At 60.4% G+C, this 24,509-nt stretch carries 21 protein-coding genes; 11 read left to right on the top strand and 10 right to left on the bottom strand.

All coding sequences use genetic code 11. The annotated features are described in order from the left end of the window. Positions 1-88 precede the first annotated feature (88 nt). Positions 89-1,081: a hypothetical protein gene (locus tag QNM96_RS12635; RefSeq protein WP_283836747.1), complete on the bottom strand. Its 993-nt coding sequence runs from the start codon at positions 1,079-1,081 to the stop codon at positions 89-91. 354 nt (positions 1,082-1,435) lie between these two features. Here QNM96_RS12635 and QNM96_RS12630 point away from each other — a divergent pair, with 354 nt between their 5' ends. Further along, on the top strand, positions 1,436-2,989 hold the full coding sequence (locus QNM96_RS12630) for a DHH family phosphoesterase (protein WP_283836746.1): 1,554 nt from the start codon (positions 1,436-1,438) through the stop codon (positions 2,987-2,989). A 38-nt stretch (positions 2,990-3,027) separates the two neighbouring features. Here the strand turns inward: QNM96_RS12630 and QNM96_RS12625 are convergent, their stop codons facing one another. Next, positions 3,028-3,780, bottom strand: a complete 753-nt coding sequence (locus tag QNM96_RS12625; protein WP_283836745.1) for a PHP domain-containing protein — start codon at positions 3,778-3,780, stop codon at positions 3,028-3,030. Positions 3,781-4,118: 338 nt separating this feature from the next. Between QNM96_RS12625 and QNM96_RS12620 the strand changes: the two genes are divergently transcribed. Then, entirely contained in the window at positions 4,119-5,816 is a 1,698-nt protein-coding gene (locus QNM96_RS12620) for a thiamine pyrophosphate-binding protein (RefSeq protein ID WP_283836744.1), read from the top strand. A gap of 171 nt (positions 5,817-5,987) precedes the next feature. Here the strand turns inward: QNM96_RS12620 and QNM96_RS12615 are convergent, their stop codons facing one another. Continuing rightward, positions 5,988-6,377, bottom strand: a complete 390-nt coding sequence (locus tag QNM96_RS12615) for a hypothetical protein (protein WP_283836743.1) — start codon at positions 6,375-6,377, stop codon at positions 5,988-5,990. A gap of 199 nt (positions 6,378-6,576) precedes the next feature. Between QNM96_RS12615 and QNM96_RS12610 the strand changes: the two genes are divergently transcribed. Both QNM96_RS12610 and QNM96_RS12605 read left to right on the top strand, forming a co-directional pair. Beyond that, positions 6,577-6,891 carry a DUF5783 family protein gene (locus tag QNM96_RS12610; RefSeq protein ID WP_283836742.1) on the top strand — a complete coding sequence of 105 codons (315 nt, stop codon included), beginning with the start codon at positions 6,577-6,579 and terminating at the stop codon, positions 6,889-6,891. Positions 6,892-6,993: 102 nt separating this feature from the next. Beyond that, positions 6,994-7,356 carry a NifU family protein gene (locus QNM96_RS12605; protein WP_283836741.1) on the top strand — a complete coding sequence of 121 codons (363 nt, stop codon included), beginning with the start codon at positions 6,994-6,996 and terminating at the stop codon, positions 7,354-7,356. A gap of 114 nt (positions 7,357-7,470) precedes the next feature. Here the strand turns inward: QNM96_RS12605 and QNM96_RS12600 are convergent, their stop codons facing one another. The 4 genes from QNM96_RS12600 to QNM96_RS12585 all read right to left on the bottom strand — a co-directional run bounded on the left by QNM96_RS12600 (position 7,471) and on the right by QNM96_RS12585 (position 13,194). Then, entirely contained in the window at positions 7,471-8,376 is a 906-nt protein-coding gene (locus QNM96_RS12600) for a ketopantoate reductase family protein (RefSeq protein ID WP_283836740.1), read from the bottom strand. 395 nt (positions 8,377-8,771) lie between these two features. Continuing rightward, entirely contained in the window at positions 8,772-9,065 is a 294-nt protein-coding gene (locus QNM96_RS12595) for a hypothetical protein (RefSeq protein ID WP_283836739.1), read from the bottom strand. A 66-nt stretch (positions 9,066-9,131) separates the two neighbouring features. After that, positions 9,132-12,773, bottom strand: coding sequence for a DNA polymerase II large subunit (locus tag QNM96_RS12590; protein ID WP_283836738.1), 3,642 nt, complete (start codon positions 12,771-12,773; stop codon positions 9,132-9,134). Position 12,774: 1 nt separating this feature from the next. After that, positions 12,775-13,194: a DNA-binding protein gene (locus QNM96_RS12585; protein WP_283836737.1), complete on the bottom strand. Its 420-nt coding sequence runs from the start codon at positions 13,192-13,194 to the stop codon at positions 12,775-12,777. 290 nt (positions 13,195-13,484) lie between these two features. Between QNM96_RS12585 and QNM96_RS12580 the strand changes: the two genes are divergently transcribed. The 5 genes from QNM96_RS12580 (at position 13,485) to QNM96_RS12560 (ending at position 19,955) form a co-directional block, all read left to right on the top strand. Beyond that, entirely contained in the window at positions 13,485-15,155 is a 1,671-nt protein-coding gene (locus tag QNM96_RS12580) for an ABC transporter substrate-binding protein (protein WP_283836736.1), read from the top strand. 82 nt (positions 15,156-15,237) lie between these two features. Then, positions 15,238-16,236, top strand: coding sequence for an ABC transporter permease (locus tag QNM96_RS12575; protein ID WP_283836735.1), 999 nt, complete (start codon positions 15,238-15,240; stop codon positions 16,234-16,236). 2 nt (positions 16,237-16,238) lie between these two features. Next, entirely contained in the window at positions 16,239-17,234 is a 996-nt protein-coding gene (locus tag QNM96_RS12570) for an ABC transporter permease (protein WP_283836734.1), read from the top strand. 2 nt (positions 17,235-17,236) lie between these two features. Next, complete coding sequence (locus QNM96_RS12565; protein WP_283836733.1) at positions 17,237-18,358, top strand: ABC transporter ATP-binding protein; 1,122 nt, start codon at positions 17,237-17,239, stop codon at positions 18,356-18,358. Between the two features lie 49 nt (positions 18,359-18,407). After that, positions 18,408-19,955 (top strand): oligopeptide/dipeptide ABC transporter ATP-binding protein, encoded by a 1,548-nt coding sequence (locus QNM96_RS12560; protein WP_283836957.1) that lies wholly within the window; start codon positions 18,408-18,410, stop codon positions 19,953-19,955. 148 nt (positions 19,956-20,103) lie between these two features. Here the strand turns inward: QNM96_RS12560 and QNM96_RS12555 are convergent, their stop codons facing one another. Then, a complete protein-coding gene (locus QNM96_RS12555) occupies positions 20,104-20,367 on the bottom strand; it encodes a hypothetical protein (protein ID WP_283836732.1) in 264 nt (87 codons plus the stop codon). A 95-nt stretch (positions 20,368-20,462) separates the two neighbouring features. Beyond that, positions 20,463-20,960: a hypothetical protein gene (locus tag QNM96_RS12550; protein ID WP_283836731.1), complete on the bottom strand. Its 498-nt coding sequence runs from the start codon at positions 20,958-20,960 to the stop codon at positions 20,463-20,465. A 264-nt stretch (positions 20,961-21,224) separates the two neighbouring features. On the opposite strand from QNM96_RS12550, the gene QNM96_RS12545 reads away from it, so the two are divergent. Beyond that, the gene (locus QNM96_RS12545) at positions 21,225-22,121 is read left to right on the top strand and encodes a DMT family transporter (RefSeq protein WP_283836956.1); all 897 of its coding nucleotides are present in this window, start codon (positions 21,225-21,227) and stop codon (positions 22,119-22,121) included. Between the two features lie 97 nt (positions 22,122-22,218). Here QNM96_RS12545 and QNM96_RS12540 read toward each other — a convergent pair whose 3' ends face one another. After that, on the bottom strand, positions 22,219-22,647 hold the full coding sequence (locus QNM96_RS12540) for a universal stress protein (protein WP_283836730.1): 429 nt from the start codon (positions 22,645-22,647) through the stop codon (positions 22,219-22,221). A gap of 186 nt (positions 22,648-22,833) precedes the next feature. Here QNM96_RS12540 and QNM96_RS12535 point away from each other — a divergent pair, with 186 nt between their 5' ends. After that, complete coding sequence (locus QNM96_RS12535) at positions 22,834-24,177, top strand: 2-hydroxycarboxylate transporter family protein (protein WP_283836729.1); 1,344 nt, start codon at positions 22,834-22,836, stop codon at positions 24,175-24,177. The last annotated feature ends 332 nt before the right edge of the window (positions 24,178-24,509 follow it).

The following is a 24,509-nucleotide window of genomic DNA, read 5'->3' as shown; positions in this document are numbered from 1 at the left end:
TTTCGCAGACCTCGCGGAAACTGCGCTCAGCTTATCTTCGCTTAGTCACGAGAATCGAAGATTCTCCAACGGGTTGACCCCGAGCGATTCACGTCCCGTACCCGCACCCGACCGTGGCGAACAGCGCGTCGATTACGTCGGTCGGTTCGTCAGCCGGCGCCCGGTAGTTCAGCATCACGCGTGTCCCATCTCGGTCGAGTGAAACATGTCGCATTCCGTCGTGAGTGAAAATGTCATCCGCAGGGAGGTCGTCCCGACCGCCGAATCCGAGGGCGGACACCACGTCTTCCTCGACCGCCTCGGCGTCGTCGAACTCGTCGGTTCGAAACGTTACCGTCGAAACATGTACATCGTCCTCGGCGAACGCGTCCCCGGAAACGTATCCAATCCGGTTTGCCGTCTCCTCGCCGCCGACGGTATCTCGGCAGTTCCTAACGGGGCGCTCAACCGCGAACCGAACGGGCGCCTCTCGCGTCGCTGCGGTGAACGCATCAAGGAGGGGACCGGCCAACGGATCGGATTTGTCGTTCCAGACGGCCGCTACCGACGTCGCCGTCTCCCGCTCACCGAGGACAAAGAGGTTTTCCGTGATCGACGCGACAGCTGCCTCGCCAACAACGTGAATCGGAGAGTCGTCGTCGGTGATCATTTCAGCCGTCTCGTCGGCGGTCGACTCGAGTTCTGCCAGCAAGTCGGCTTCGTTCCAGGTTACCCACGCCAGCGCCGCCGCCCCGTCGTCGTCACCGACGAGGACCAGTTTCGCGAGACCGTCGACCTCGATGTCAGTAACCGTTTCACGGTCGATGAACGACGTGATCGCGTCGGGTACGTCTGCGAACGCGGGCGAATCAAGAAGCGTCAACGCACCCGCTCGAGCGATATCGTCCGTCTGGAGGTCGTCGACGCGAACGTGGACGAGCCGATCGATACTGCTCGGAACCGAGCCGGAGGTGAGAATCCAGGCGCCGGGGCGGTCATCCGATCCGTTGGTGAGGGCCCAGGTGCCGCCGAAAACGCCGAGCGCAGCGGCGAGTCCGCCCGCGCCAACGACGGCCCGCCGTGTTGGATTGGGGAGGGTCATCGATAGGAGATGATCGTATTCGGTATAGACATATTGTTCATTCGGATTCGCCATAGGAGTTAGGGCTGTGACATAAAACTGTGTACCCGGCGTGCCTATCGTCCTCGACGCCGAATATGAATACTCACTAGCACGGTAGTCCGGGGGGTAGCTCCCACACCAATATGCGACTCAGTGATTCATCGATACCAGCTGTTTCACAGAGAAGATCACTGGAAAAGCATCGCAGAAGCCATCCAACGGAGAACAGACACGCAGAATGTCGATCCGGTAGTAGCAGGCAGAACTGAACGCGTCACTCCACGCCGGACCGCAACTTTATCCCGGAAGCCGACCCACAACCGACCGAGACGTATGTCAGGCCCCGTCCCCGAACTCGACGATCGCGCCCGCGAGTGCGCCAAGCGGCTATGCGAGGCCGAGGAAGTGCTGCTTGCCTCCCACATCGACGCTGACGGACTCACCAGCGCGGCGATCGCCGCGAGCGCCCTCGAGCGTGCGAACATTCCCTTCGAAACCGTCTTCGAAAAACAACTCGACGAGGAGGCGATCGCCGGAATCGCCGCCAGGGAGTACGAGACGGTGCTGTTCACGGACTTCGGGAGCGGCCAGCTCGATGTGATCGGCGAGCACGAAGACGATGGCGCGTTCACGCCCGTCATCGCCGACCACCACCAGCCCGCGGACAGGGAGACAGAGTACCACCTCAATCCGCTGTTGTTCGGGATCAACGGCGCGTCGGAGCTATCCGGCGCAGGGGCAAGTTACGTCCTCGCTCGAGCGCTCGCGGAAACGTCCGGAGGTGGGAACGAACCTGACGGAAGCATCGCAACCGACGGCGGAGCCGAAGCCGAGAGCGGGGCAAACCCAGAGTGTGGAACCGGGACCGCCACAATCCCGCCCGCTGGCGGAACGGGACCACAAGCGGACAATCGTGACCTCGCCGCGCTCGCCGTCGTCGGAGCCGTCGGCGACATGCAAGCCTCCGGCGGCGAACTCCACGGCGCGAACGAAGGGATCGTCGAGGAAGGCGTTGAAGCAGGCGTCCTCGAGACCGCAACCGACCTGGCGATTTACGGTAAACAGACCCGTCCGTTGCCGAAACTGCTCGAGTACTCCACCGACGTTTACATTCCCGGCATCTCGAACGACTCGAACGGCGCGCTCCGATTTCTCGACGGGCTCGACCTCGAGTTGAAACGCGACGGCGAGTGGCGGCGCTGGTCCGGGCTGACCGGCGAGGAAAAACAAACCGTCGCGAGCGCGCTCGTCCAGCGAGCCGTCTCGAGCGGCGTGCCGGCATCCAAAATCGACGGTCTCGTGGGCACCTCATACGTGCTAAGCGCCGAACCGGTCGGAACGGAGCTCCGCGATGCGAGCGAGTTTTCCACGCTCTTAAACGCTACAGCGCGATACGAAAGAGCTGATGTCGGGCTGGGCGTCTGCCTCGGAAACCGCGAGGGGGCGCTCGAGAGAGCCCGAACGCTCCTTCGAAATCACCGGCAAAACCTCTCGAAGGGGATCGATCTGGTCACACAGGAGGGTGTAACGACCGAGGAGCACGTGCAGTGGTTCGACGCAGGCGACCGCATTCGAGAGACCATCGTGGGAATCGTCGCCGGCATGGCGATGGGCAACGACGGAATCACCACTGGAAAGCCGATCTTCGCGTTCGCCGAAAAGGAAGGGAACGACGGCGAGGATGTCGAAATCAAGGTCTCTGCAAGAGGGACCCACAGCCTCGTCAGGAACGGACTCGACCTCTCGGTCGTCATGAGCGATGCGTCACAGGCAGTGGGCGGTGACGGTGGCGGTCACGACGTCGCCGCCGGTGCAACGGTTCCCGCCGGGAAAGAGTCGGCGTTCATCGAGCGAGCCGACGAGATCGTGGGCGAACAGCTCGAATAGAGCGATATTAAAGCGGAAAACGTCGCGACTCGAGAAAGTCAGGGCCGGTCCATCGAAGCGGGAACGGTCGGAACTAGCGGCGCTCGCTTGGTGAGCATGTACGTCGACTTTCGGACGGCACCTTTGGCGTACTGGACCGTACTTTTGTGAATCGGCGTGCGCTTTCCGCGGATTTGTGTTCGGCCCTCGAGAATCGCGTCGACGAGTTCGTCGCCGTCGATATCGGCTTTCGTCGCCACCGGTCGCTCGGGTTCGATTAGAATCTCCGTGTAGGCCTTTCCGACGTTCGGGAGGTAATGAGCGTCGCTAGCACCGATTTGGGGATATTCTCGCTTTCTGGCGAACGTTCGCGCACGGCGGTTCCGATAGCCGGTAAAGACCATCGAGTTGTACACCTCGATTGCGTCGGCGTCTTTGATCCGGCGCTTGCGGACGCCGTGGCGCGAGCGCTGGAACGGATGGGGAACGATCGCAATCCCACCCAATTCGCGCACGTGTTCGACCGTCTCCATGAACGGCATGCCCGGACTCGGTCGTTCTTCGACGCCGATAGCCAGCAGGTGGCCGTGTCGGGTCGAGACTTCGACGCCTGGAATGCCGACCAGACCGTACTCCGGGGCGAGCTCGGCCGCGCGGAGCGACTCCCCGATTTCGTCGTGGTCCGTGATTACGACACCGTCGAGGTCGATATCCGCGGCGTGTTCCAAGATGAGCTCGATCGGTTCGTGCCCGTCGTAGGAGTCATCGGAGTGAACGTGAAAATCGATCGAAAATGGGAGGTATGAGTTCATATGACCGACTGTCGCTGTCAACGATAGGACTGACAAACCCATAAGCGCTCCGCTCGAAACGCCACCGCGAGGCGACAGTCATCAGACAAAGCAGACCCGCCTCGAGGCCAGCGACCGACGGTGAAATTCGTCGAGTAGCGACGCCGTCCGCGTACAGACAGACGACGGCGAGCTTTCGACTCGCCGCTTCCATCAATCGAGATCAGGATAGTATCGTACTCAGTTGAGCGACGAGACGTGATTGAATATAGCACTGTATAGTTTATCGGGGAGAAAACGACTTCGCGGCCGGGAGACGCGTCGCTTTTTGTAGGTTCCCAACAATGTGTGAACAAGCCATGACAACAACGTACACAGGTGCGGATCTGTTCATCGATACCCTCGAGTCCTACGGCGTTTCGCACGTATTCGGGAACCCCGGCACGACGGAACTGCCGGTGATGAACGCCCTTTCGGAAAGCGACCTCGAGTACGTCCTGGGTCTTCACGAGGATGTGGCGGTGGGAATGGCCTCCGGATACGCCAGTACGCGACGGTATCACGCCGACGACGACCCCTCGATCAACCCTGTGGGGGTCGTAAACCTCCACATCACCCCGGGGCTTGCCCACGGATTGGGGAACATCTACGCCGCGAAGATGGCCGGAACGCCACTCGTGGTTACGGCGGGAAACCACGAACGAGACTTTCGGCACGAAGAACCGCTGCTGTCGGGCGAACTCGTTGAGATGACCGAGCAGTTCTGCAAGTGGTCCGACGAAGTGCTCGACGTGACCGCCCTGCCGACAATGCTTCGCCGGGCGTTTCGGGTCGCACTGACGCCCCCGACCGGTCCCGTCTTCCTCGGGCTCCCGATGGACGTCATGCTCTCGGAGACCAGTCCGGACGAAATCGAACCGCTCGGCCCAGTTCCCACCGCCGGCGGCGGAGATACGGACCAGCTCGAGCACGCCGCGACCCTGCTGGCGGAGGCGAACGACCCCGTCATGATCGTCGGCGACCACGTAGCTCGAGCGGGTGAGAGCGCAGTCGACGCCGCGGTCGATCTCGCGGAGGCGTCGGGCGCACGCGTCCACGGCGAAATCCTTGCCTGCGAGATCAACTTCCCGACCGATCACGATCATTGGATCTCCTTCGTGCCGCCGGATGAGGACATCGCGTCGATGTTGATGAGTACGGATACGCTCGTCTTCGCCGGGATATCGACGAATACGACCCTCATGCGCCACGAAGAGCCGCTGGTCGATTCGGAGGCGACCTGCATCCACCTGAGCGACGCCCCCTGGGAAGTGGGGAAGAATCAACGCGCCGACGCGGCGATACTCGGCGATCCCGGCACCGTCATGGCTGATCTGGCGGACCGCGTCTCGGATCGGCTTTCCGAAGACGAACACGAGAACCGACTCGAGAACGTTCGTGCGGTAAAAGAATCGATGAAGGGGCTCATCAGGGAGATGGGAGTTGACGAGAACTCGGAGGACGAAACCCGGGCGGGGAAACACGAACTCGTAGACGCACTCGAGGCCGTTGTGCCGAACGCGTACATCGTCGACGAAGGAATAACGTCGAAGTACCCGCTGTTGGCCCGGTTCTCGCTTTCGCCACAACAGATGATTTCGAACAAGGGCGGCGGACTCGGCTACGGACTCCCCGCTTCCGTTGGTGCCTCCCTGGCCGAATCGATGCGCGAAGAGTCACGCGACGTGATCGGCTACATCGGCGACGGTTCGTACCTCTACTACCCGAACACCATCTACACGGCGGCCCGGTACGACCTCGATCTGACGGTCGTCGTCTCCGACAACCGCAACTACCGGATCCTGAAGGACAATATGCAAAATATCTACGGTGGAACCGACGAGGACTTCGAGTACGTCGGGATGGACTTCGAACCAGCCGTCGACCTCGTCGCCAACGCGGAGAGTTACGGGGCACGCGGGCACCTCGTGGAGACGCCCGACGAACTCGAGCCAACGCTGGAGGAGGCACTCGAGCACGACGGAACCGACGTGGTGGACGTGCTCGTCCACGATTAGTTATCGTGTATTGGTAGCATAGAACATATTTTGGGTCGCAATCGGTTCTGGGGATCAGTTTCGAGCGGTAGCGCTCCGATAACGATTGCTATCGAATACTGAGGAGGAGAGTCTTTTCCCGATATGAATCGTATTTCGATATATGAAACATCCTCACCCTCCGATCAGTTGTTACGAAAGCGCCGAGGAATCTTCCGGGATGAGCGCCGGCAGAGACACCGACTCGAGGGCAGTGCGGATATCGAGCGGGCTACCCGGTGAGTCGACGGAGTCGTAGACGTGGTGCATACACTCGAGAAGGGCGTCGAGTGCGGCGCTACGGGTCGTGACGCTCCCGAGTCGTTCGGTCGCCGAACACTCGCCGACCGAGTATCGGTACCGGATCTCCCAGCATCGACTTAGACCGAGCGACGGATGGGAGCTATGAGCGGAAACTCGAGCCGCAAATAACGTAGCCGAGGACCGACTGTGACGATACGAGATTCGATCGTCGCTGGTCTCGACCGGTCCCCAATTAGGCGGGAGTTCCTCCCTCGGAAGGGACCGTTGTGTTAGTGTCATATCAGATCGAACGCGACTGCTCGGGGTGCTCGTTTGGCCTGCGAGTTCATCCCACCTATGTAGGTACCCGATACTGTATCAGCCAGAGAGACAATATCAGCGAGTACGAACAAAAGCATCCGGCAATCGCAACCCCAGACTGGCAGTGCCAAAACAACTAATCGCCCCACTTTTGGTGACGCTGACCCTTTCACCCGACATGGCCGACTTCGACTCCGAGAAGTTCGAGGATAAGTACGCGAATTACTTCCCCGAACTCCAGCAGGCGTACAAGAACGCGTTCAACCGGATGAACGACAAGTACGACTCCGAACTCGTTCACGCGATCGACCAACAAGTGCTCAACGAGAGCGAGCCGTTTTACGAGGGAGACGGTGAATTCTACGTGGAACTGCCGGACGATCCCTACGACCGACTCGCGGGCGTCGTCGTCGAAGAAGAACGATTCGAGCAGGTGCTCGAGAAACACGTCGAAGAGATCGAAACCGAGCTCCAGCGAGTGTTTAATTTTTAAGTGACGCGTCTGCCGGTGTCACCTCCTAAAATGGGAATCTGAGCCAAGAAACCGAATACAAACTGCGGAAGGTCTAAGGACGTTCGCCACCAACACGAATTCATGAGCACGGAAACCCAGAACGACGGAGACGACCTCGAAGATAGCGTGACGAACTTCTTGCGCCGGAACTTCCCGCAGATTCAGATGCACGGCGGGAACGCAGCGATTCAGGACCTCGACCGTGAGACCGGAGAGGTTACCATCGCGCTCGGTGGTGCCTGCAGTGGCTGTGGTATTTCGCCGATGACGATTCAGGCGATCAAGAGCCGAATGGTCAAGGAAATTCCCGAAATCGAGAAGGTTAACGCACACACCGGCGCTGGCGGCGGTGGCGACATGGGCGGTGCAACGCCATCGTTCCCCGGCGAGACCGTCGATGACGACGAGGGCGAGTCCGACGAAGGACCAGCCGCACCGTTCTGAAAGAAAGTCGTCCACAGACGTGATTCGTGGTTGATTACGACGCTAGTTTTTGAATACCTGCGTTAGTTCCGCCGAAAGTAGATTCCGATCCGAGCAGTGCTCGCGACCGGTTGGCTACGTTCGGTTCGGCGTATGGCCCTGTTCCCACGTTCGAACCAGTTCGGTGAGCAGTCGATTCGTCGGAACGTCGATCCCCCGTTCCGCGGCCCGGTCGACCACGTAGCCGTTGATCGCGTCGATCTCGGTTCGGCGTCCAGCAAGTACGTCCTGGGCCATCGAAGAGGTGTTGTTCCGCGTCAACGTCGCTACCGTTCTCACTGCCTCGAGCGCCTCTCTATTCGATAACGAAACGCCGTTCTCGCGTGCGACTCGAGCCGTTTCGCGTGTTGCGGCCCGCGAGATCGCACTCGCCGGCGGCTCGAGAACCGTCCCGTTTTCGACCACCGTCAACGCCGTTATCGGGTTGATGCCGGTGTTAACGGCGAGTTTCTTCCAGCGACGAAACGGCATGTCACAGGCGACGGTCGTCTCGAGGCCCGCTCGGTCGAACGCGTCTCCCACCCGATCCGCGAGAGTGGATTGACCACCGCCGTTGGGGCCGAGAACGATATCGCCCAGGCCCGTACACTCGACGACGCCGGGGTCTCGCAACATTGCCCCGTACGTTGCGGTCCCCGACAGTATCGTCGTCTCCAGATGGGCCCCGAGCGTCTCCTCGTTTCCCATCCCGTTCTGGAGCGAGCAGACGGCATCGAACGTCCCCGTCGCAAGCGTTTTTGCCGCCGATTCGGTGTCGAACGATTTTACTGTCAAAAGCGCGATATCTGACTCGAGGTCCGTGCCGTCGGTCGTCACATTGGGATGAACGACAGTCTCGAGTTCGCCCTCGATTCGGAGTCCCTCCTCGCGGACGGCGGACGCGTGAGCGTCGCGAGCGACGAGCGTCACGTCGTGTTCGCGTGCGAGCGTTCCGCCGAGCAGGCTCCCGAGGCTTCCGGCTCCGAAGACGACGATTCGCATGGCTCGAGGTGGAACGAGCGGGGTGAAAACCGTTTTTGTCTCGAGTTACGGGAACGGGTCGAACACCGCCGTGACCGCGAGAAGAGCACATACCAGGACGGCGAGGGCGTAGTGAATACCGCGAAGCCGAACTCGAGTGACCGGAGAGTCGTCTCGAATGTCCCGAAAAGGACACGACGACCAGATAGTCGTTATCCTGTCATAGGGTCGGTTGTAACTGTTTACCGGTTTGTCGCCAGAGTGGGATGGCGAATAGCCGGAAATGACTGACAACCGACCCCATCAGGAGCGGCGACGAACCGAAGGTCAGGTGGAGTTCCTGCGTGCACTCACCCATCCGGTCCAGCGGGAAATTCGTCGGAAGCTGTTCTCCGACGACGGGTCACCGACACCAGTCAATCTTCAGTCCAATAATAGATATCCTCCCGGTCGGCACCACAGTTCGGGCAGTTGTCCGGAATATCGTGATCGAGTTTGCCCATCTCACCGCACTCCCAGCAACGCCACATGAGTTCAGCTTCGCCGAAGTTCTTTCCGGAGCGGACGTGTTCGACGCTCATTCCCTCGAGACCTTCCCGAAGCGTGACGTAGAACCCGTCCTCGTCGAATCCGCGAATCCGTCCGATTTTGGTCCCATCTTCGGCGTAGACTTCCGTTCCGAATCCGAGGCGTGTCGTATCGTCGGTCATAGACTACTCGTCTACACGAAACTGCATAAAGGGACGGCGGTGGTTTCCAGTTTCCAAACGGTGGAGTTACATGAAGTCTTCAATACCCGATTGCTTGTTCTTATCGTTCTCGAAAACGCTCTCGAGAGCCTTCTCGAGCACCTCGAGTCGCTGTTTCGTGTAGGGGCGACAGTCGTACTCCTCGGCGACCTCGATCGCAGTCTGCATGTACTTGTTCACCGACCCCTGATGGACGGTGAGGTTGACCCGGCCGCCACACTCCCGGCAGGTTTCGGTCAGGGGCATCCGGCGGAACTTCTCGCCGCAGTCGAGACAGCGCGTCTCCTGTCTGGAGAACGCCCGCAGGTTGCCGATCAGGTCCGGCAAGAAGTGGTACTCGATGACTCGCTCGGCGACGTCCGTCTCGTCGACGGCCTCGAGTTTCCGCGAGAGCGCGAGCTGGGCATCCATCTTGTCCATCATCGATCCCAGAGTCTTGTACGCCGAGAGGTCGGGCCCCATCGCGATGTCGGTGGTGTCGTGGGTGTGGGAAAAGCCGGTGTACTCCTGATCCGTCCCGAGGGTCTCTTCGGCGATTTGGACGTCCACTTCACCCGGATCAGCCATCTCGAGGGTCGCCTCGTAGAACTCCCGGGGATATTGTGAGACGATATCGATGTTGTGGGCTTCGTCGTCGATCTCGGAGGGGTCGATCCGCGAAGACATCACGAGGGGGGCATCCATCTTCCCCCCTCTCTGGTCTGGCAGAAAACTCATACTAAAGTTCAATAAGCCGTCCATGAGGAGCATCACGCAATCCTCGTCGCCATCACAATTTCGGCGTTTTGCGGCGTGGAAGTACGGATGAGCATATCCGACAGCTGCACTCGTGAAACCAATCACCCTCCCAACAGTTGCCGCACTCGTGTGGGGTGCCATCCCGAAGACGAGTTCGCCGACCAGTTCCTCGCGTTCCTCGAGTTCATAGAAGGGCTCGAGGCCGTAGTACTGCTCTAAGAGGTCGTCGATGAAGTCGGCCGTCTTGAGCATGTGTTCTGCCGCGCCGTCCGAGAGGACGACGTCCTGAACCTTGAGTTCGACAAGTTGATCCTCGTGAACGAGCGCTTCGCCGTGGATATCCTCCTCGTAGCCCAAGGCCTGTAGTTGGCCGACGTCGACGTCGAGTTCGCTCGCACGGACCGACGTGATCGGGAGGTCGGTCATGTCGTAGCGGACGGTCCCGTCTTTAAACGAGGAGACGTCGTGTTTCGCCCGCAGGATCCCCTTTTCCATGGGCTCGGGAATCTTGTTCGCGGAGGTCAGACCCTTGACGCCTTTGAGGATGTCGAAGGCGTTCTCGCGCTCGCCGACGGACTCGAGGGCGTTTCGGTACTCCTCGTGGAGGTTGACCTCACGGTTTTCGACGCAGGTGGCTTCGGTTTCGCAGTGATCGCATTCGACGCGGCCGGCTTCGTCGGGTTCGATCGCCGAGTCACAGGAGGGGCATCGATAGTCGGGCTCTGTCCGGGAGCCACACTCCGGACAGCGGTTTTTGAACGTCTCCGTGTCGCACGTCTCGCAGTAGTGTCGGCCGATCTGGACCTCGACGACGCCGGGCGTATCGGCCATCGTTTCGGCGTGTTTACCGGCTTTAGCGATGTCGCGCTGTGCGCCGCCGGCCTCGGCGATCGGAAACAGCGTGTGGACCGCGGGGCTGAGATCGCGACTTTCGGATTTCTCGGGTCGACCCATCCGGTTGCCGATTCGGGTCGGCGCGCGTTCCCGAACGCTAAATGGTGCGATCTCGTTGACCGCTTCGATCGCATTCTCGCCGGAGTACGTCCTGTCCTCCTCCGCTTTCTCCTCGTCAGCGGCTTCCGCCTCGTCGCCAGCCTCCGTATCGTCGCCAGCGGAGCGTCCCCAGGTACGTGCTCGTTCCGAGAGGTCGTCGTCGGCCCATGTCCGCTCGAAGTCTCCGTCGTCGTTCCGAGTAACACCGAGCGTCCTGGCTAACGGAACCCAGTCGTCGACCTCGAGTCGGCCCTCCCGCTGGCGGTGTTCGATAACGATGGTCTCGAGGGCATCTCGAACCGTCTCTGTTCGCTCGAGAACGAGCGTCTCGCCGGCGTTCTCGATTCGTCCGTTCGAGACGGCTTCCGCGAGCGAACAAAAGGCGTCGACGGACAGATCGTGCCAGAGGTAGGTGTAGTCGGGGTGAAGCGGCGCGTCGTACTCGAGGGCCCACTCGAGGGCCCGCTTGGCGGGCGGATGCTCCGCGTCGATCCGCGGATCGTCGAGCAGGGCCTGTGCGTCCGCGCCGGCTTGCTCCATATCCTGAATCCACCACTCGTAGACGTAGGAAGCGGGCGCAAGTGGGTGGTTGTTCTCGACGAACTCGCCGTAGTTGACGAGGTACTCGCCCGTGTCGAGGATCTCCTCGACGCCGTTTCTGATCTCGAGAGCCTCCTCAGGGTCGTTGATGCGGCGGACATCGCCGTTGGCGAGTTTGACCGTCGGTCCCTCGATGGAATCGACGGGGACGACGCCGTGGGCTTTCCCCGGTCGCTCGGTCTTGATCTGCGTTCCGGTGGCAAGGAAGTCGTCGACCAGGTGCATCGTCGCCGGGTGAACACCGCCGGTCGCGAACCCGTGATTTCGCGAGCGACCGTAGCGCAATCGAAAGCCGCCTTCGGCGCTAGGGTGTGAGAAAACGGGCCGTCCGGCGATCAAGTCCCGGAGGAACTTCTTCGAGGGGTCCGGCCGAACCGGTCCCGCGTCGTCGTCCGCCGCTTGGGCTTTCTCGACGCCGGCTTCGGAGTCGGTCTCGGCGTCGGATTCCCCATCGCCGTCGGCGTCGGACTCGTCGTCTCCCGCTTCGTCCGCGTCGTCGTAGTACGTTCCGTCGATCAAGTCCTGAAGCCACGGCCAGTCGACCTCCTCAAGCTGAGAAGTATACCGCTGAATCTTCGGTGCCTTCAGCGCGATCCCCTCGGCGAGAACGAGACACATGCCGCCGCGGGCGGAATTGGTGTCGACGCGCTCTAAGTCGCGAAAGCCGGAAACCTCCTCGTCGCCGGTCGCCTCGCCGTCTAACATGATCGGGAGGTGTTTCGCGATGAACTTCGTCTCCGGATCCTTCGGGGAGTACTGGAGGCCGGTTTCCTTATCGTAAAGAGAGATTTCCTCGGCGTACCGTTCGATCTCTTCGCTTCGTGCGTTGTACTGGTCGACGCCGACGAGCGCGCGCGTATAATCTCCTACGAGAACCGATAGCGCCTGTGCGGTCCCGCCGGCCGAGCGGATCGGGCCGGCGTAATAGACGTTGACGAACTCCGTGCCGTCGTCGTTCTCGAGGAGCTCGACCTTGTCGATGCCCTCGATGGGGGCGGCGACGACACCCTCGGTGAGCAACGCGACGGCGGTTCGAACCGCGCCTTCGATCTTGCCCGCTTTCGTCTCGTAATCGCCGACGGTCCCCTCGGCGAAGTCCTTCGCAAGCTCCAGAGCCGCCTCCTCGCGGCTCATCTGGCCCTCGAGTTCCCGAACTCGTTCGGCGACCCCGTCGATGCCGAGGATGTTTTCGACGCGGTCGGCCATATCCTTCGCGACCGGAATCTCGACTTCGGGCTCGGGGTCCCCGCCGCGTTCCTTGGCGGTCTCGGCGACGTCGAACGCCTCGTCGAGTTGGGCTTCTAGCCGCGAGAAATACTGCCGGTCTTCCTCGCGCATTTCAGAGCCAGAGATCGAGATCGGTCGTCTCGTCGTGTTCGCGCTCCAAATCGTTCTCGAAGACGCGCATGTACACTTCGCCGGCCCAGACGGTCGCCTCGTTGAGGTGACCGGAAATCGTCTCGCCGTCGGCGTCCGAGAGGACCACGTGCGTGTGCGCAAAACGGTCCCCGTTGAGCCAGGAGACGTTTCCGACGCAACTTGCAACCTCGAGTGGCTCGTCCGCGTCTATCGAGTAGTACTCGAGGTCGTCCTGATCGTAAAACGCGAGTTCGGCGTCCTGGACGGCGCCGAGTGCGGTAAACCAGGCCGCGCCCGCATCGACGTCGGCCGCGAGAGCTTCGATTTCGGCTCGCCAATCCGAGCCCGTCTCGAGGCGGGCGACGTACTCGTCCGTGGTTTCGACGGCTCGATAGTCCATACAGACGTACAGTGTTCGGAGGGTGAAAAAGGTCATCGGTTGCTCGCAGGTTCGATCTCGACCGGTCGAACGAACGTCGTGAAACGAACTACGGCCCCGGGGCTACTGACCGGAAAGTCACAATAGGTAACCAGATGTACACAGATATTCATCATCATAATCAACCACGTAAAATGGTGAAATTGGAACATTGATGCATGCATCACCTCGGTAGGATATCTGAACATCGCGTTGGATATCCGCGCTCTACCAAAACATATATAGTGAAATATTGCACCATCTATGCTAGAATGGCGAAAAAGCTATCAGACCTTTCGCGGCGGCGGGTGCTCGCCTCCGGTGTTGCAGCTTCTGCTGCGGCGTTTGCAGGGTGTATCGGTGGAAACGGTGACGACGACGGCGACGATGAAATTCTCGATCCCGAAGATTACGACTACGACCGAGAAGAGCCGGACGACCCGGACGCCGTACGAGACAGTTCGATGATCTACACGCAGGAACTCGAGCGGGCCGAGGACTTCGATCCAGTTGTCTCGAACGACGCCTACAGCATGCAGATCGCGATGTTGATCTACGACGGGCTCTACGAGTACGACTACGATCTGGAACTACAGCCAAAGGTGGCCGTCGATTATCCGGACGTCGAAAACGACGGAACGCGGTATCTCTACGAGATCCACGACGGGATCGAGTTCCACGACGGAACCGAACTGACGGCGTCGGACGTCGCCCACTCGTTCCGCGCTCCCGTCGAAGAGGAAACGCCGAACATCTCCTCCTACGACATGATCGACGATATCGAGGTAATCGACGACCTCCAACTGCAGGTCGATCTCCAGCATCCGTACGGTCCGTGGGAGACGATGAGTCAGGCCGTCGAGATCGTTCCCGAAGACACTCGAACCGACGACCGCGAGGAGTTCAACACGAACCCGGTCGGCTCCGGGCCGTTCATGTGGAGTGACTTCGAGTACAACGAGTACGTCGAACTCGAGCGCAACGACGATTACTGGGACGAGCCCGAACCGCTCATGGAAGAGATTCGGTTCGAAGACAACGTCGACGATCCGGGTCGGGTCAGCGACGTGCTGAGCGGCGGAACCGACGCGATCGGAGACATTCCGAACGACGACTGGGATAACCTCGAGGACGACGACGACATTCGCGTCCACGTTTCCGAAAGCCCGTCCGTCACGTACGTCTATTTCAACTGCAACGAGGGAGCAGGGACGGCGATCCCCGAAGTCCGACGGGCAATCGCACACTCGTTCTCGATGACGGACTACGTCGAGACGTACCTGAACAATTCGGCGATGCCGATCGTGACGCCGACATCGCCCATCTCGAACGAGCTGTGGGACTTCCCGCTCGACGAGTGGGAAGAGGCCTACCCCGAGTACGATCCGGATCTCGCCCAGGAATTACTCGACGAGCACGCGCCGGACGACTGGAACCCGACGTTCCTCGCGCCGGACGACGAGCGAGCGACGCTCGCAGAACGCGTCGCCTCGCGCCTCGACGAAATCGGCTACGACATGGAGGTCCAGACGCGACAGTTCAGCCAGATGCTCGATGAGACGATCTACAGCGACGGCGACCCGGACGATTACGAAGCGTACATCGTCGGCTGGACGGGGGGTCCGGATCCGGACTACTACCTGTACCCCAACTTCCACGAGAGCCAGGAGAGTACCAATCAGGGGCACTTCTACGGAGGACAGGGCGACTTCCACGACAAGATCCTCGAAGCGCGCGAATCCGCCGACCAAGAGGAGCGAGAACAGCTCTACATCGAACTCATCGACGAGGTTATTGAGCAGCTACCGGCTCTGCCAGCCTACACCGAACACAACTCGATGGCCACTGCGGAGTACGTCAAGGACATGCACGTGCACCCGCAGATGCAGTACAACCCGAACATCGTCTCGGACGGCAGTAACGTCTGGGTCGACGACGACTGATCGACGTACTGCAGTCCAACCGCAACTGATTTCGGGCAATATTTAGCTACCGTTCCATGAAAGACTTGCACACACACTTTCGATGAGACTACTTCGATACACGATCTACCGACTCGTTCAATCGATCCCTGTTCTGATCGGGATTACGCTTATTACGTTTATTCTTGCGAATCTCGCACCCGGAGACCCGGTGCAGTTGATGCTCCACGGACAGGAAGTCGACGAGGACCTCGTCAGGACGGTCGAAGAACGATACGGCCTCGATCAACCGCTCCACGAGCGGTATCTCAACTACATGGCCGGCTTGGTACAGGGCGATTTCGGACACAGCATTCACCGCGACCGACCAGTACGAGATCTGATGCTCGACCGAATCGGACCGACGCTCTTGCTCGTCCTTTCGGCGTACGTGTTCGCAATCGTGACGTCGATCCCGCTCGGCATTCTGGCCGCCAAGCGACGAAACGAGCCCGCGGACCACATTTCGCGAATCGTCGCGCTGTTCGGGGTCAGCACGCCGTCGTTCTGGATCGGCATCATGCTGATCGTGATCTTCTCGGTCACTCTCGGCGTACTTCCCTCGAGCGGGCTCGTCTATCCGTGGCGGACACCCGCCGATACGAGCTTTTTCGGGTATCTCGCCCACTTCTATGACGTGTTACGGCACCTCCTGTTGCCGATGATCGCGCTCGGAACACTCCAGATGGCGACGTTGATGCGCGTCGAACGAACGCAGATGATCAACTCGTTACAGGGAGAGTACGTCAAACTCGCACGCGCCTACGGCGTTCCGGAGCGGCGGGTTCTCCGAAAGCACGCCTTCAAGCCCGCGCAGTTGCCGATCATCACCATTATCGGCCTCAACCTCTCGACGGCCCTCGGCGGAGCCGTCCTCATCGAGTACGTGTTCAACATCAACGGCATGGGCCGGCTGTTGATCGAGGCGATCCAGGAGTTAGACTATCAACTCATCATGGGAATCACTATCGTAATCGGATTCATCTTCGTGATCGGCGTCATCATCACTGACATTTCCTACGCCTACATCGATCCGCGAGTGACCTACGGGGAGGAAGAATAATCATGTCCATCGAATCACAGAGCGAAGTCGGCGACGGTTCGGGCGGCGGCACTGAGAACCAGTACGGCTGGCGCTATACGATCTCGAAAGTCCTAGAAGACACGACTGCACGCTGGGGACTGTACGTCGTCTGTGTTGTCTTGTTCATCTCCGCGTACACGGCGATCGACAGCAACCTGTCGGTCATCACGTTCGGGCGAGTGTCCGACTTTACGTTCGCGGAAGCGCTCCCGCTTCTCGAGGATCCAGAGCGGATCCCGCCGCCGGGAGAGACGGACGGCAACCAGCCGCCGGTGTTCCACGCCGACGGCTCGATAACCCACCCGCTCGGAACCGACCCCGACGGACGGGATTATCTCAGCCGTATCGTCTACGGGGCGCAAGTGTCCGTCAGCGTCGGGATTTTCTCGACGCTCATCGGCCTGCTCGGCGGGACGATCATCGGCGCGGTCGCCGGTTACTACGGCGGTATCGTCGACGACATCCTGATGCGATCCGTCGAAATCGTCTACGCCATCCCACCGCTGGTCCTCATCATCGTCTTTACGGTGCTGATCAGCGGCGGAAGTCCGGACATTCAGTTCGCTATCGTCGGGGTAGGGATCGCGTTCATACCGGTGTTCGCCAGAATCATCCGAAGCGAAGTGTTGAGCGTCCGCGAGATGGATTACATCGAAGCGGCGCGCGCCTCAGGCGTGAAAGATTACAACATCATCCTGAGACACATCATCCCGAACAGTTTCGCGCCGGTGATGGTGTATGCAACCCTGCAGATCGGCGTGACGATCCTGATCGTCGCGGGGCTCTCCTTCCTCGGATACGGAGCCCAACCGCCAACGCCGGACTGGGGCGAGATGCTCCGAGTGTCTCACGGGCACATGCTCTCGAACATCTGGCTCTCGATCTGGCCCGGACTCGCAATCTTGATCACGATTATGGGGTTCAACCTCCTCGGCGACGGCATCCAGGACGCGCTCGATCCCCAAATTGACGACTAACAATGACTGAACCACTCCTACGCGTCGAGAATCTCAAGACGCAGTTCTTCACGGAAACAGGCACAGTGCGCGCGGTAGACGGAATATCGTTCGAAGTCAACGAGGGCGAAATCGTCGGGCTGGTCGGCGAAAGCGGGGCCGGCAAGAGCGTCGCCTCGATGAGTCTGATGCGACTCATCGATAGCCCGGGCGAAATCGTCGGCGGGGAAATCACCTACAACGGCGAGACGATCTTCGGCCTCGAGGAAGGCCCTGACGGAGAACTTCGCGAGCGAGAGGATATGCTCTCTCCCGAACGGATGCGCCGGGAGATCCGCGGCAACGAGATCGCGGTCATCTTTCAGGATCCGATGGAGTCGCTGAACCCGGTGTTTACCGTCGGCGGACAGCTTCGGGAGTTCATCGAACTCAACCGCGACCTCGAGGGGGCGGCGGCCAAGGAGGAAGCGATCGAGATGCTTCGCGAGGTCGGGATCCCCGACCCGGAAGAGCGCTACGAGGAGTATCCCCACCAGTTCTCCGGCGGGATGCGCCAACGGGTGCTCATCGCGATGGCGCTGGCTTGCGAACCGAACCTGATCATCGCCGACGAGCCGACGACGGCCCTCGACGTGACTGTCGAAGGCCAGATTCTGGATCTCGTCGATGATCTACAAGAGAAGTACGGCACGAGCTTCATCTGGGTCACCCACGATCTCGGCGTCGTTGCCGAGATTTGCGACCGAGTAAACGTCATGTATCTCGGGGAAATCGTCGAGCAAGCGCCCGTCGACGAGCTCTTTTACGAGACCAGCCATCCCTACACCAACGCGCTGTTGAACTCGATGCCCCGACCCGATCGAACGGTCGATGAACTCGAGCCGATCGAGGGCATGATGCCGGAGGCGATCAATCCGCCGTCGGGCTGTCGGTTCCATCCGCGCTGTCCCGACGCGAAGGAAGTCTGTACGCGCGTTCACCCGGACCCGAAGGTCGTCGACACCGTCGACGGTGACCCGCACCGGTCGGCCTGTCTCAAGCGCGACGCCTTCGACGTCGGCTACGACGAGAGCCCGCCGATCGACGCCGAACCGGACGTGGTTGCGGCCGCCGGAAGCGGTGCCGGAGGTGAGGACGATGAGTGATTCGGTCGGAAGTCAGGACGCACCACCCCAGGAGGAAGAACGCATCGAGATGGGCGATACGGTACTCGAGGTCGACAGCTTGAAAAAGCACTTCGGCTCGGATTCCGGACTGCTCGCGGGCCTCGAGTTCGACCCCGGGTCGTTCCCGCCGTTTAGTACCGGGACGGACCAGGTCAAGGCCGTCGACGACGTCTCGTTCGATATCGAGAAGGGGGAAACGCTCGGTCTCGTCGGCGAATCCGGCTGCGGGAAGAGTACGCTCGGACGGACCATACTCCGACTGCTCGAGCCGACGGACGGGAGCATCGAGTTCAAGGGAGAGGATCTCGCGGAACTGAGCGGGGAACGTCTCCGCCAGAAGCGCTCGGAGATCCAGATGATCTTTCAGGATCCCCAATCGTCGCTCGACCCCCGTATGAAAGTCGGGCAGATCGTCGAGGAGCCGATGAAGGCCCACGGCATGCCGGAGTCGGATCCGGAGGTCGAAACGACGGCCGAAGTCGAAGCAACCGAACTATCGGAACCGATCGAGGTCGAGGTTGCCGACGATATCGACATGGTGGTCGATCCGGAGAACGAGGTTGCGACCGTTCCGGTCCGGGTGACTCGAGACGCGGACGGCGAGATTACCGCGAGCGTCCCGGATCAGCTGGAGGCAGACGTTGCGGTGTCGGGAGAGGGGGCGATTCACGTCGACATCTCCGTCGCGGCGTCGAAGGATACGCTCCGACGGGATCGCGCCGAGTTCCTGCTCGACAAAGTCGGGCTCGACTCCAATCACTATAACCGGTATCCACACGAGTTCTCCGGTGGCCAGCGCCAGCGGGTCAATCTGGCTCGAGCGCTGTCGGTCGATCCCGACTTCATCGTCTGTGACGAACCTGTTTCGGCGCTGGACGTCTCGATTCAGGCCCAGGTGCTGAACACGATGGAGGAGCTTCAGGAGGAGTTCGGCCTGACCTACCTCTTTATCGCCCACGACCTCTCGGTGATTCGCCACATTTCCGACCGCGTGGCGGTGATGTACCTCGGACACATCGTCGAACTCGCCGACAAGACGGAACTGTTCGAGAATCCACAGCATCCCTACACGGAGGCGTTGCTCGAGTCGATCCCCGTCCCCGATCCGCGGGACGAGGGGGCTCGAGGCGTACTCGAGGGCGAAGTGCCGAGCCCGATCGACCCGCCCTCGGGCTGTCGGTTCCGGACACGGTGTCCGAAGCTGATCGCGCCCGACGCCTACGAGTTCGCCGAGCGAGAGTGGGAGGCGACGCGGGCGTTTATGCGCGCGGTCAAGCGCCGGACGTTCGAACCGGCACACGAGTCGGAGATCCGCGAGCGGTTCTTCGGGGATGTCTCTCCGAGAGGCGAAGCGGGAGAAATCGTCGACGAAGCGATCCGACTCGTCGCGGCGGGACGAGAAGATCAGGACGAACTCGAACCGGATGAGACTCGAGAAGCGTGGACCGAGGCGACCGAACTGCTACTCGAGAGCTTCGCCGAGGAGAGCATCTGTGCACAGGAGCGTCCGAGCTACGAGTTCGAGTCAGAACACAGCGACGAGACGCACTTCGCCGCCTGTCACCTCCACCGGTAATGGCTCCACCGGTACGCCTTGAGGTACAATCACGACCGCCTCTTCGAGGAGTTTCGTGGATAGCCGACTTCTAGTTGAAGCGATACCGACGAGACACGACTCGAGAAGAGTAGTGAGATCGTGGAAAACGCACGATCTGCCGCGAGTTCTACAGCGATCGACGATAGCCACACATGGGACAGTGTAGCGTTCCGTCCGTGACGAGGAGGTTGACTCGACCACAGCGCCCGCAGGGTCCGCTCACCGTAACGTCCGCTTCGCGGGCGACAGCTCGAACCGTGTTTTGGAGCTGTGTGAGCCGTCTTTCCGTCGCCTCGAGGCGTTCCGTGACCTGCTCGAGTTGGGCGCGACGAGCGCGGTCACCCGTTCGCTCGCGTTGTCGCTCTTGGGGGTAGGTTTCTCGAGGTGTCATCGGGTCATCGGACACAGTACGTCGCCAGAGAATAAAACCATGCTGTGAGGTGCTCTCGGTTGAGAAAATCGGCGGCTACTGACAGTCACGAGGCCTCACTCGAGCGTGATCGTCGTCGTATCGCTCGGATCGCGTTCTCCCTGTGTCGCGACGAACACGCGAATGTCGTGTTTGCCCGGCTCGGGACGGACCGATTCGTGTCGGCCGCGAGTGTACTCGAGTCGACCGTTCCAGACGAACGAAACGCGTTTTCGTTCGCCGCCCCGGAACCGGAACGTCGAGGGGGACGATCGAGTGTAGAGCCGCTCGTCGCTCGCCTCAAGGAAGCCGTCGACGCTCCATCCCCAACGGCGTTGGCTCGGCGTCGAGAGTTCGATCGGAACCGGAAGCCGGTTCTTGAACTCGGCGGTTACCTCGACGGGGTCGCCGCGTTCGTACACGTCCCGGTCAGTCGAGACGGAGACGACGACCGCCCGTTTGGCGAGCGCTGCGGGAACGAACGGGGAAAGGTATCTCGAGAGCGTATACCGCGAGGAGTCGACACCGTACTCGTCGGCGTCGTTTCCCCGGCCTTGAGGGCGACGGCCCACCATCGACTGTGGGTCAGCAGTCGACAGATAAAGGATTGGTCATTATCTCGCTCCTCGAGCGGGCGAGGGCAACACAAAAAACGGGTGCGAGGGAAACATCAGAAAGCGCGTGCGAGGGCAACATCCAAAAGCGTGGGCGGGGCCAACAGCCGGGAACGGGCGCGGGAACCAGCGTCCGGAAGGGGAACACTAATTCGACTCGTCTCCCCACCCTCCGACGATGAACTCGACTCGAGCGACGGTCGGTGCGGCGGAGCGTGGTCTGCCGTGACGGGGGCCGCTCCCGAGGCCGTCGCTCTCGCGATGCTCACGGCGCTTTTCTGGGGGTTCTCCCCGATCTTCGACAAACGCGGCATGGCCGCGGGCGGGGATTCGGTTCAGGCGTCGCTGGTCGTCGTGCTCGTCGACTCGACCGTTTACTGGCTCCTCATCGTCGTTCTTTACGGCCGGAGCGCGTTCTCGGGGCTAACGCTCGAGGTCGCCGCCGTCTTCGTTTTCGCGGGCGTCATCGGAACGGGCATCGGTCGAATCGCGATTTTCGTCGGCGTCGACAAGGTCGGCGCGAGTCTCAACAGCGCGATCTTGAGCACGCGGCCGCTGTTCGCGGCGCTGATCGCGCTGGTCGTCCTCGAGGAGCCGTTCGGGCCGATAACCGGCCTCGGGATCGTCGTGATCGTGATCGGCCTCTCGGTGCTTACGACTTCGAGGGGCGGCGATCTGGCGGGCTGGGAACCACGAGACCTCCTCTGGCCCCTCGCCGCCGCGGTGACGTTCGCCGTCGCCAACGTCGCCCGCCGGTACGGGATGCTCGAGAGCCCGATTTCGGCGCTTGAGGCGGTGGCGATAAACGAGACGGCAGGGCTGGTCGCACTCGTCGCGTTCGCGCTCGCCACGAATCGGCGAAAAATCCTCTCGCGACCGCGAGAGAGCTACACCTATTTCGTCGGTGCCGGGCTCCTAACGAGCGTCGCGATGTTGTCGCTGATGGCCGCACTGGGACTCGAGGCGGGCCGAATCGCCATCGTGGATCCGCTGGTCGCGACCGCACCGTTTTTCACCCTCGTGTTCGCGGCCGTGTTGCTCCGGGATCTCGAGCGGGTGACGAGAGGCGTCGTCGTCGGTGCCGGACTGATCGTCATCGGCGCGGTGATGGTGACGGTCTGAGCGGGAATAGGCCTCCGAAAGCGAAAATCGAGGACTCCCAGCGATGCCGAACCCAATCACGAGCAGGGTAGGACGTGAGAACGGTAGTAGTCAGCCGTCAGGACGTGAGAACGGTGACCGGGCCGTCGAACTCGAGGATCACCGATTGTGCAACGTCACCGAAAATAGCCTTTCCAGCGGGCGAGCGGCCTTTTCCGCTCACGAAGACGTGATCACACTCTCGTTCCGCCGCGATTTCCAGAATGTCGTCTGGAATCCGTCCGACGACTTCGCGAACCGTATACGGAATGTTCGAACCGAAGACCTCGTCCGCGAGGTCCGCCGCGTTCGCCTGTCTGGTTCGCTTTATTTCCTCGAGGGTTCGATCCGGTCTGGCCTGACGTTGTAGTTCGTTCTGGATTCGGTCGGCATCTATTGAAACACAGACGAGCACCTCCTTTTCGGTTCCCGTGACGTGTTCTGCTGCCGTCTTGAAAAGTGTCTCATCGATCGCGTCTCCAGTCTGCACGATCAGTACGTTCTCCATAGCACACAATTATCAGTGCATTAGGAAAACTATCTTTTGAGAAGAAGAAGTCGAAACTGCGGAGAAACTGATTTTGGGACCATCTATACCCGATTCTCAGTCTTTTTATTCAGCCTCACATGGTAAATAATCATGTTCTATTCAATCAGAATATCTTAATGCTACGGGTTGACAGTGCTAATGTGAATGTATAATACAATTAATCAATATTGGAACAATTCAGAATCATCTCTCCTCCGAGCGGAGATTGCCTACGGCGTCCCGCTGTATATTTACCTTCCACTGCTTCTCACCGTACTCACCGCCGTCTTCACCGGCGACCTTCCGGACGACATGGTCGGCGCGACAGCCTTCTTGCTCGTCATATCAGGGATCACCGTCTTTATCGGCGATCGAGTTCCAGTCTGGCGCACGTGGTTCGGCGGCGGACTCGTTCTCTGTCTCGTGTTGGGACTGCTGATAAACTACTTCTCGCTGATCCCCGCGGAGTCGTACCAGACCATCGAGGGCTTCCTGCAGGATAGCTCGAACATGCTCGACTGGTTCATCGCCGCGTTGATCACGGGAAGCATCCTCTCGATGCCGCGGTCGTATCTGGTCAAGGCGCTTCCGATATACGCTCCAGCCGTCGTTGGTGGGCTGGTCGTCGCCGCGTTGACGGCCTACGTTTCGGGGGCGATTCTGGGCTACGGCGGACTGGATGCACTGCTAACAATACTGATCCCGGTCTTCGGGGGTGGGATGGGTGCAGGCGGGATCCCGCTGAGCGAAATCTACGCGAGCGAGACGGGGACGAGTTTCGAACAGATGTTCTCGATCATCGCTCCCGTGATCATCCTCGGCAATATGGCCGGAATCCTCTTCGCCGCGATCGCGAACCGAATCGGGAAGGTTCGCCCGTCGCTGAGCGGCGACGGCGTCGTCATGCCCGAAGAAAAGTGGATGCCAGAATCCGGTTCCGAGACCGAAGATTCCGGCGTCGAGCTCACCGAGGACACGATCGTCACGGGGTGGATGATCGCGATGGGACTGTTGATACTCGGCTATCTGTTCGCGAACATCATCCCGATTCATCCGTTCGCGATCATGATCCTGCTCGCGGTCGGAATCAAGGTTTCACAGGTGTTTCCGGATCGGTTAGAAGACGGTGCGGGCCACTTCTATGACTTCATGGTCGCCGGATTCGTCGGCCCGCTTTTGCTCGCGATCGGAATGGCGCTCATCGATATCGACGTCCTCATCGAGATGATCACGCCGACGTACTTCGCCATCGTGATCCTCGTCGTCATCGGCGGCGCGGTCGGTGCCGCACTCGTCGGCTACCTCTTCGGCATGTTCCCGATCGAGGCGGCCCTCTGTGGCGGCCTCTGTATGGTCAACATGGGCGGGTCGGGTGATGTCGCGACCCTCGCGGCCGCCGAGCGAATGGAGTTGATGGCGTTCGCGCAGATGTCCTCGAGACTCGGCGGAGCGCTGATGCTCCTGATCGGGCAGGTCGCGGTTACGATGTGGGGGTCGATTCTGCTATAGGAACATTCAGGATTCACTTCTCGAGAACATCGTTCTGTATCCAGGACAGTCACAATTTCCGGCATTCGTTTGGCCCTCGCACCCCTTTTTCGAGCGGTCGAACGACCGATTTTGAGCTACGACGCAGTGGAACACGGCCTGCAGTTCGCTAGTACGGATCTCGTTCTCGACAGAAACGACTCGACGAACATCGGTTAGTACGTTCGCCGATAGTAGCCGGGAGCGTTCTTCGTGGATCCGTCGTTCACCTGTGAATTCTTCCGCCGTTCGGACATCGTGAGCGGTGATCGATCGGTAGCTTTACAATCTAACTTTCACTACTGAAAACTGAT

Source organism: Halostagnicola sp. A-GB9-2 (assembly GCF_030068615.1).
Taxonomy (GTDB): Archaea; Halobacteriota; Halobacteria; order Halobacteriales; family Natrialbaceae; genus Halostagnicola.
This window is presented reverse-complemented; position numbering and strand designations above follow the sequence as displayed.

Excerpts from the sequence above, each read along its gene's own strand:
- QNM96_RS12620 (WP_283836744.1), top strand. The coding sequence starts at position 4,119 with ATGACAACAACGTACACAGGTGCGGATCTGTTCATCGATACCCTCGAG.
- QNM96_RS12580 (WP_283836736.1), top strand. The coding sequence starts at position 13,485 with ATGGCGAAAAAGCTATCAGACCTTTCGCGGCGGCGGGTGCTCGCCTCC.
- QNM96_RS12615 (WP_283836743.1), bottom strand. The coding sequence starts at position 6,377 with ATGACACTAACACAACGGTCCCTTCCGAGGGAGGAACTCCCGCCTAAT.
- QNM96_RS12630 (WP_283836746.1), top strand. The coding sequence starts at position 1,436 with ATGTCAGGCCCCGTCCCCGAACTCGACGATCGCGCCCGCGAGTGCGCC.
- QNM96_RS12555 (WP_283836732.1), bottom strand. The coding sequence starts at position 20,367 with ATGACACCTCGAGAAACCTACCCCCAAGAGCGACAACGCGAGCGAACG.
- QNM96_RS12540 (WP_283836730.1), bottom strand. The coding sequence starts at position 22,647 with ATGGAGAACGTACTGATCGTGCAGACTGGAGACGCGATCGATGAGACA.
- QNM96_RS12560 (WP_283836957.1), top strand. The coding sequence starts at position 18,408 with ATGGGCGATACGGTACTCGAGGTCGACAGCTTGAAAAAGCACTTCGGC.
- QNM96_RS12570 (WP_283836734.1), top strand. The coding sequence starts at position 16,239 with ATGTCCATCGAATCACAGAGCGAAGTCGGCGACGGTTCGGGCGGCGGC.
- QNM96_RS12575 (WP_283836735.1), top strand. The coding sequence starts at position 15,238 with ATGAGACTACTTCGATACACGATCTACCGACTCGTTCAATCGATCCCT.
- QNM96_RS12610 (WP_283836742.1), top strand. The coding sequence starts at position 6,577 with ATGGCCGACTTCGACTCCGAGAAGTTCGAGGATAAGTACGCGAATTAC.
- QNM96_RS12565 (WP_283836733.1), top strand. The coding sequence starts at position 17,237 with ATGACTGAACCACTCCTACGCGTCGAGAATCTCAAGACGCAGTTCTTC.
- QNM96_RS12635 (WP_283836747.1), bottom strand. The coding sequence starts at position 1,081 with ATGACCCTCCCCAATCCAACACGGCGGGCCGTCGTTGGCGCGGGCGGA.
- QNM96_RS12600 (WP_283836740.1), bottom strand. The coding sequence starts at position 8,376 with ATGCGAATCGTCGTCTTCGGAGCCGGAAGCCTCGGGAGCCTGCTCGGC.
- QNM96_RS12535 (WP_283836729.1), top strand. The coding sequence starts at position 22,834 with ATGTATAATACAATTAATCAATATTGGAACAATTCAGAATCATCTCTC.
- QNM96_RS12550 (WP_283836731.1), bottom strand. The coding sequence starts at position 20,960 with ATGGTGGGCCGTCGCCCTCAAGGCCGGGGAAACGACGCCGACGAGTAC.
- QNM96_RS12590 (WP_283836738.1), bottom strand. The coding sequence starts at position 12,773 with ATGCGCGAGGAAGACCGGCAGTATTTCTCGCGGCTAGAAGCCCAACTC.
- QNM96_RS12585 (WP_283836737.1), bottom strand. The coding sequence starts at position 13,194 with ATGGACTATCGAGCCGTCGAAACCACGGACGAGTACGTCGCCCGCCTC.
- QNM96_RS12605 (WP_283836741.1), top strand. The coding sequence starts at position 6,994 with ATGAGCACGGAAACCCAGAACGACGGAGACGACCTCGAAGATAGCGTG.
- QNM96_RS12625 (WP_283836745.1), bottom strand. The coding sequence starts at position 3,780 with ATGAACTCATACCTCCCATTTTCGATCGATTTTCACGTTCACTCCGAT.
- QNM96_RS12595 (WP_283836739.1), bottom strand. The coding sequence starts at position 9,065 with ATGACCGACGATACGACACGCCTCGGATTCGGAACGGAAGTCTACGCC.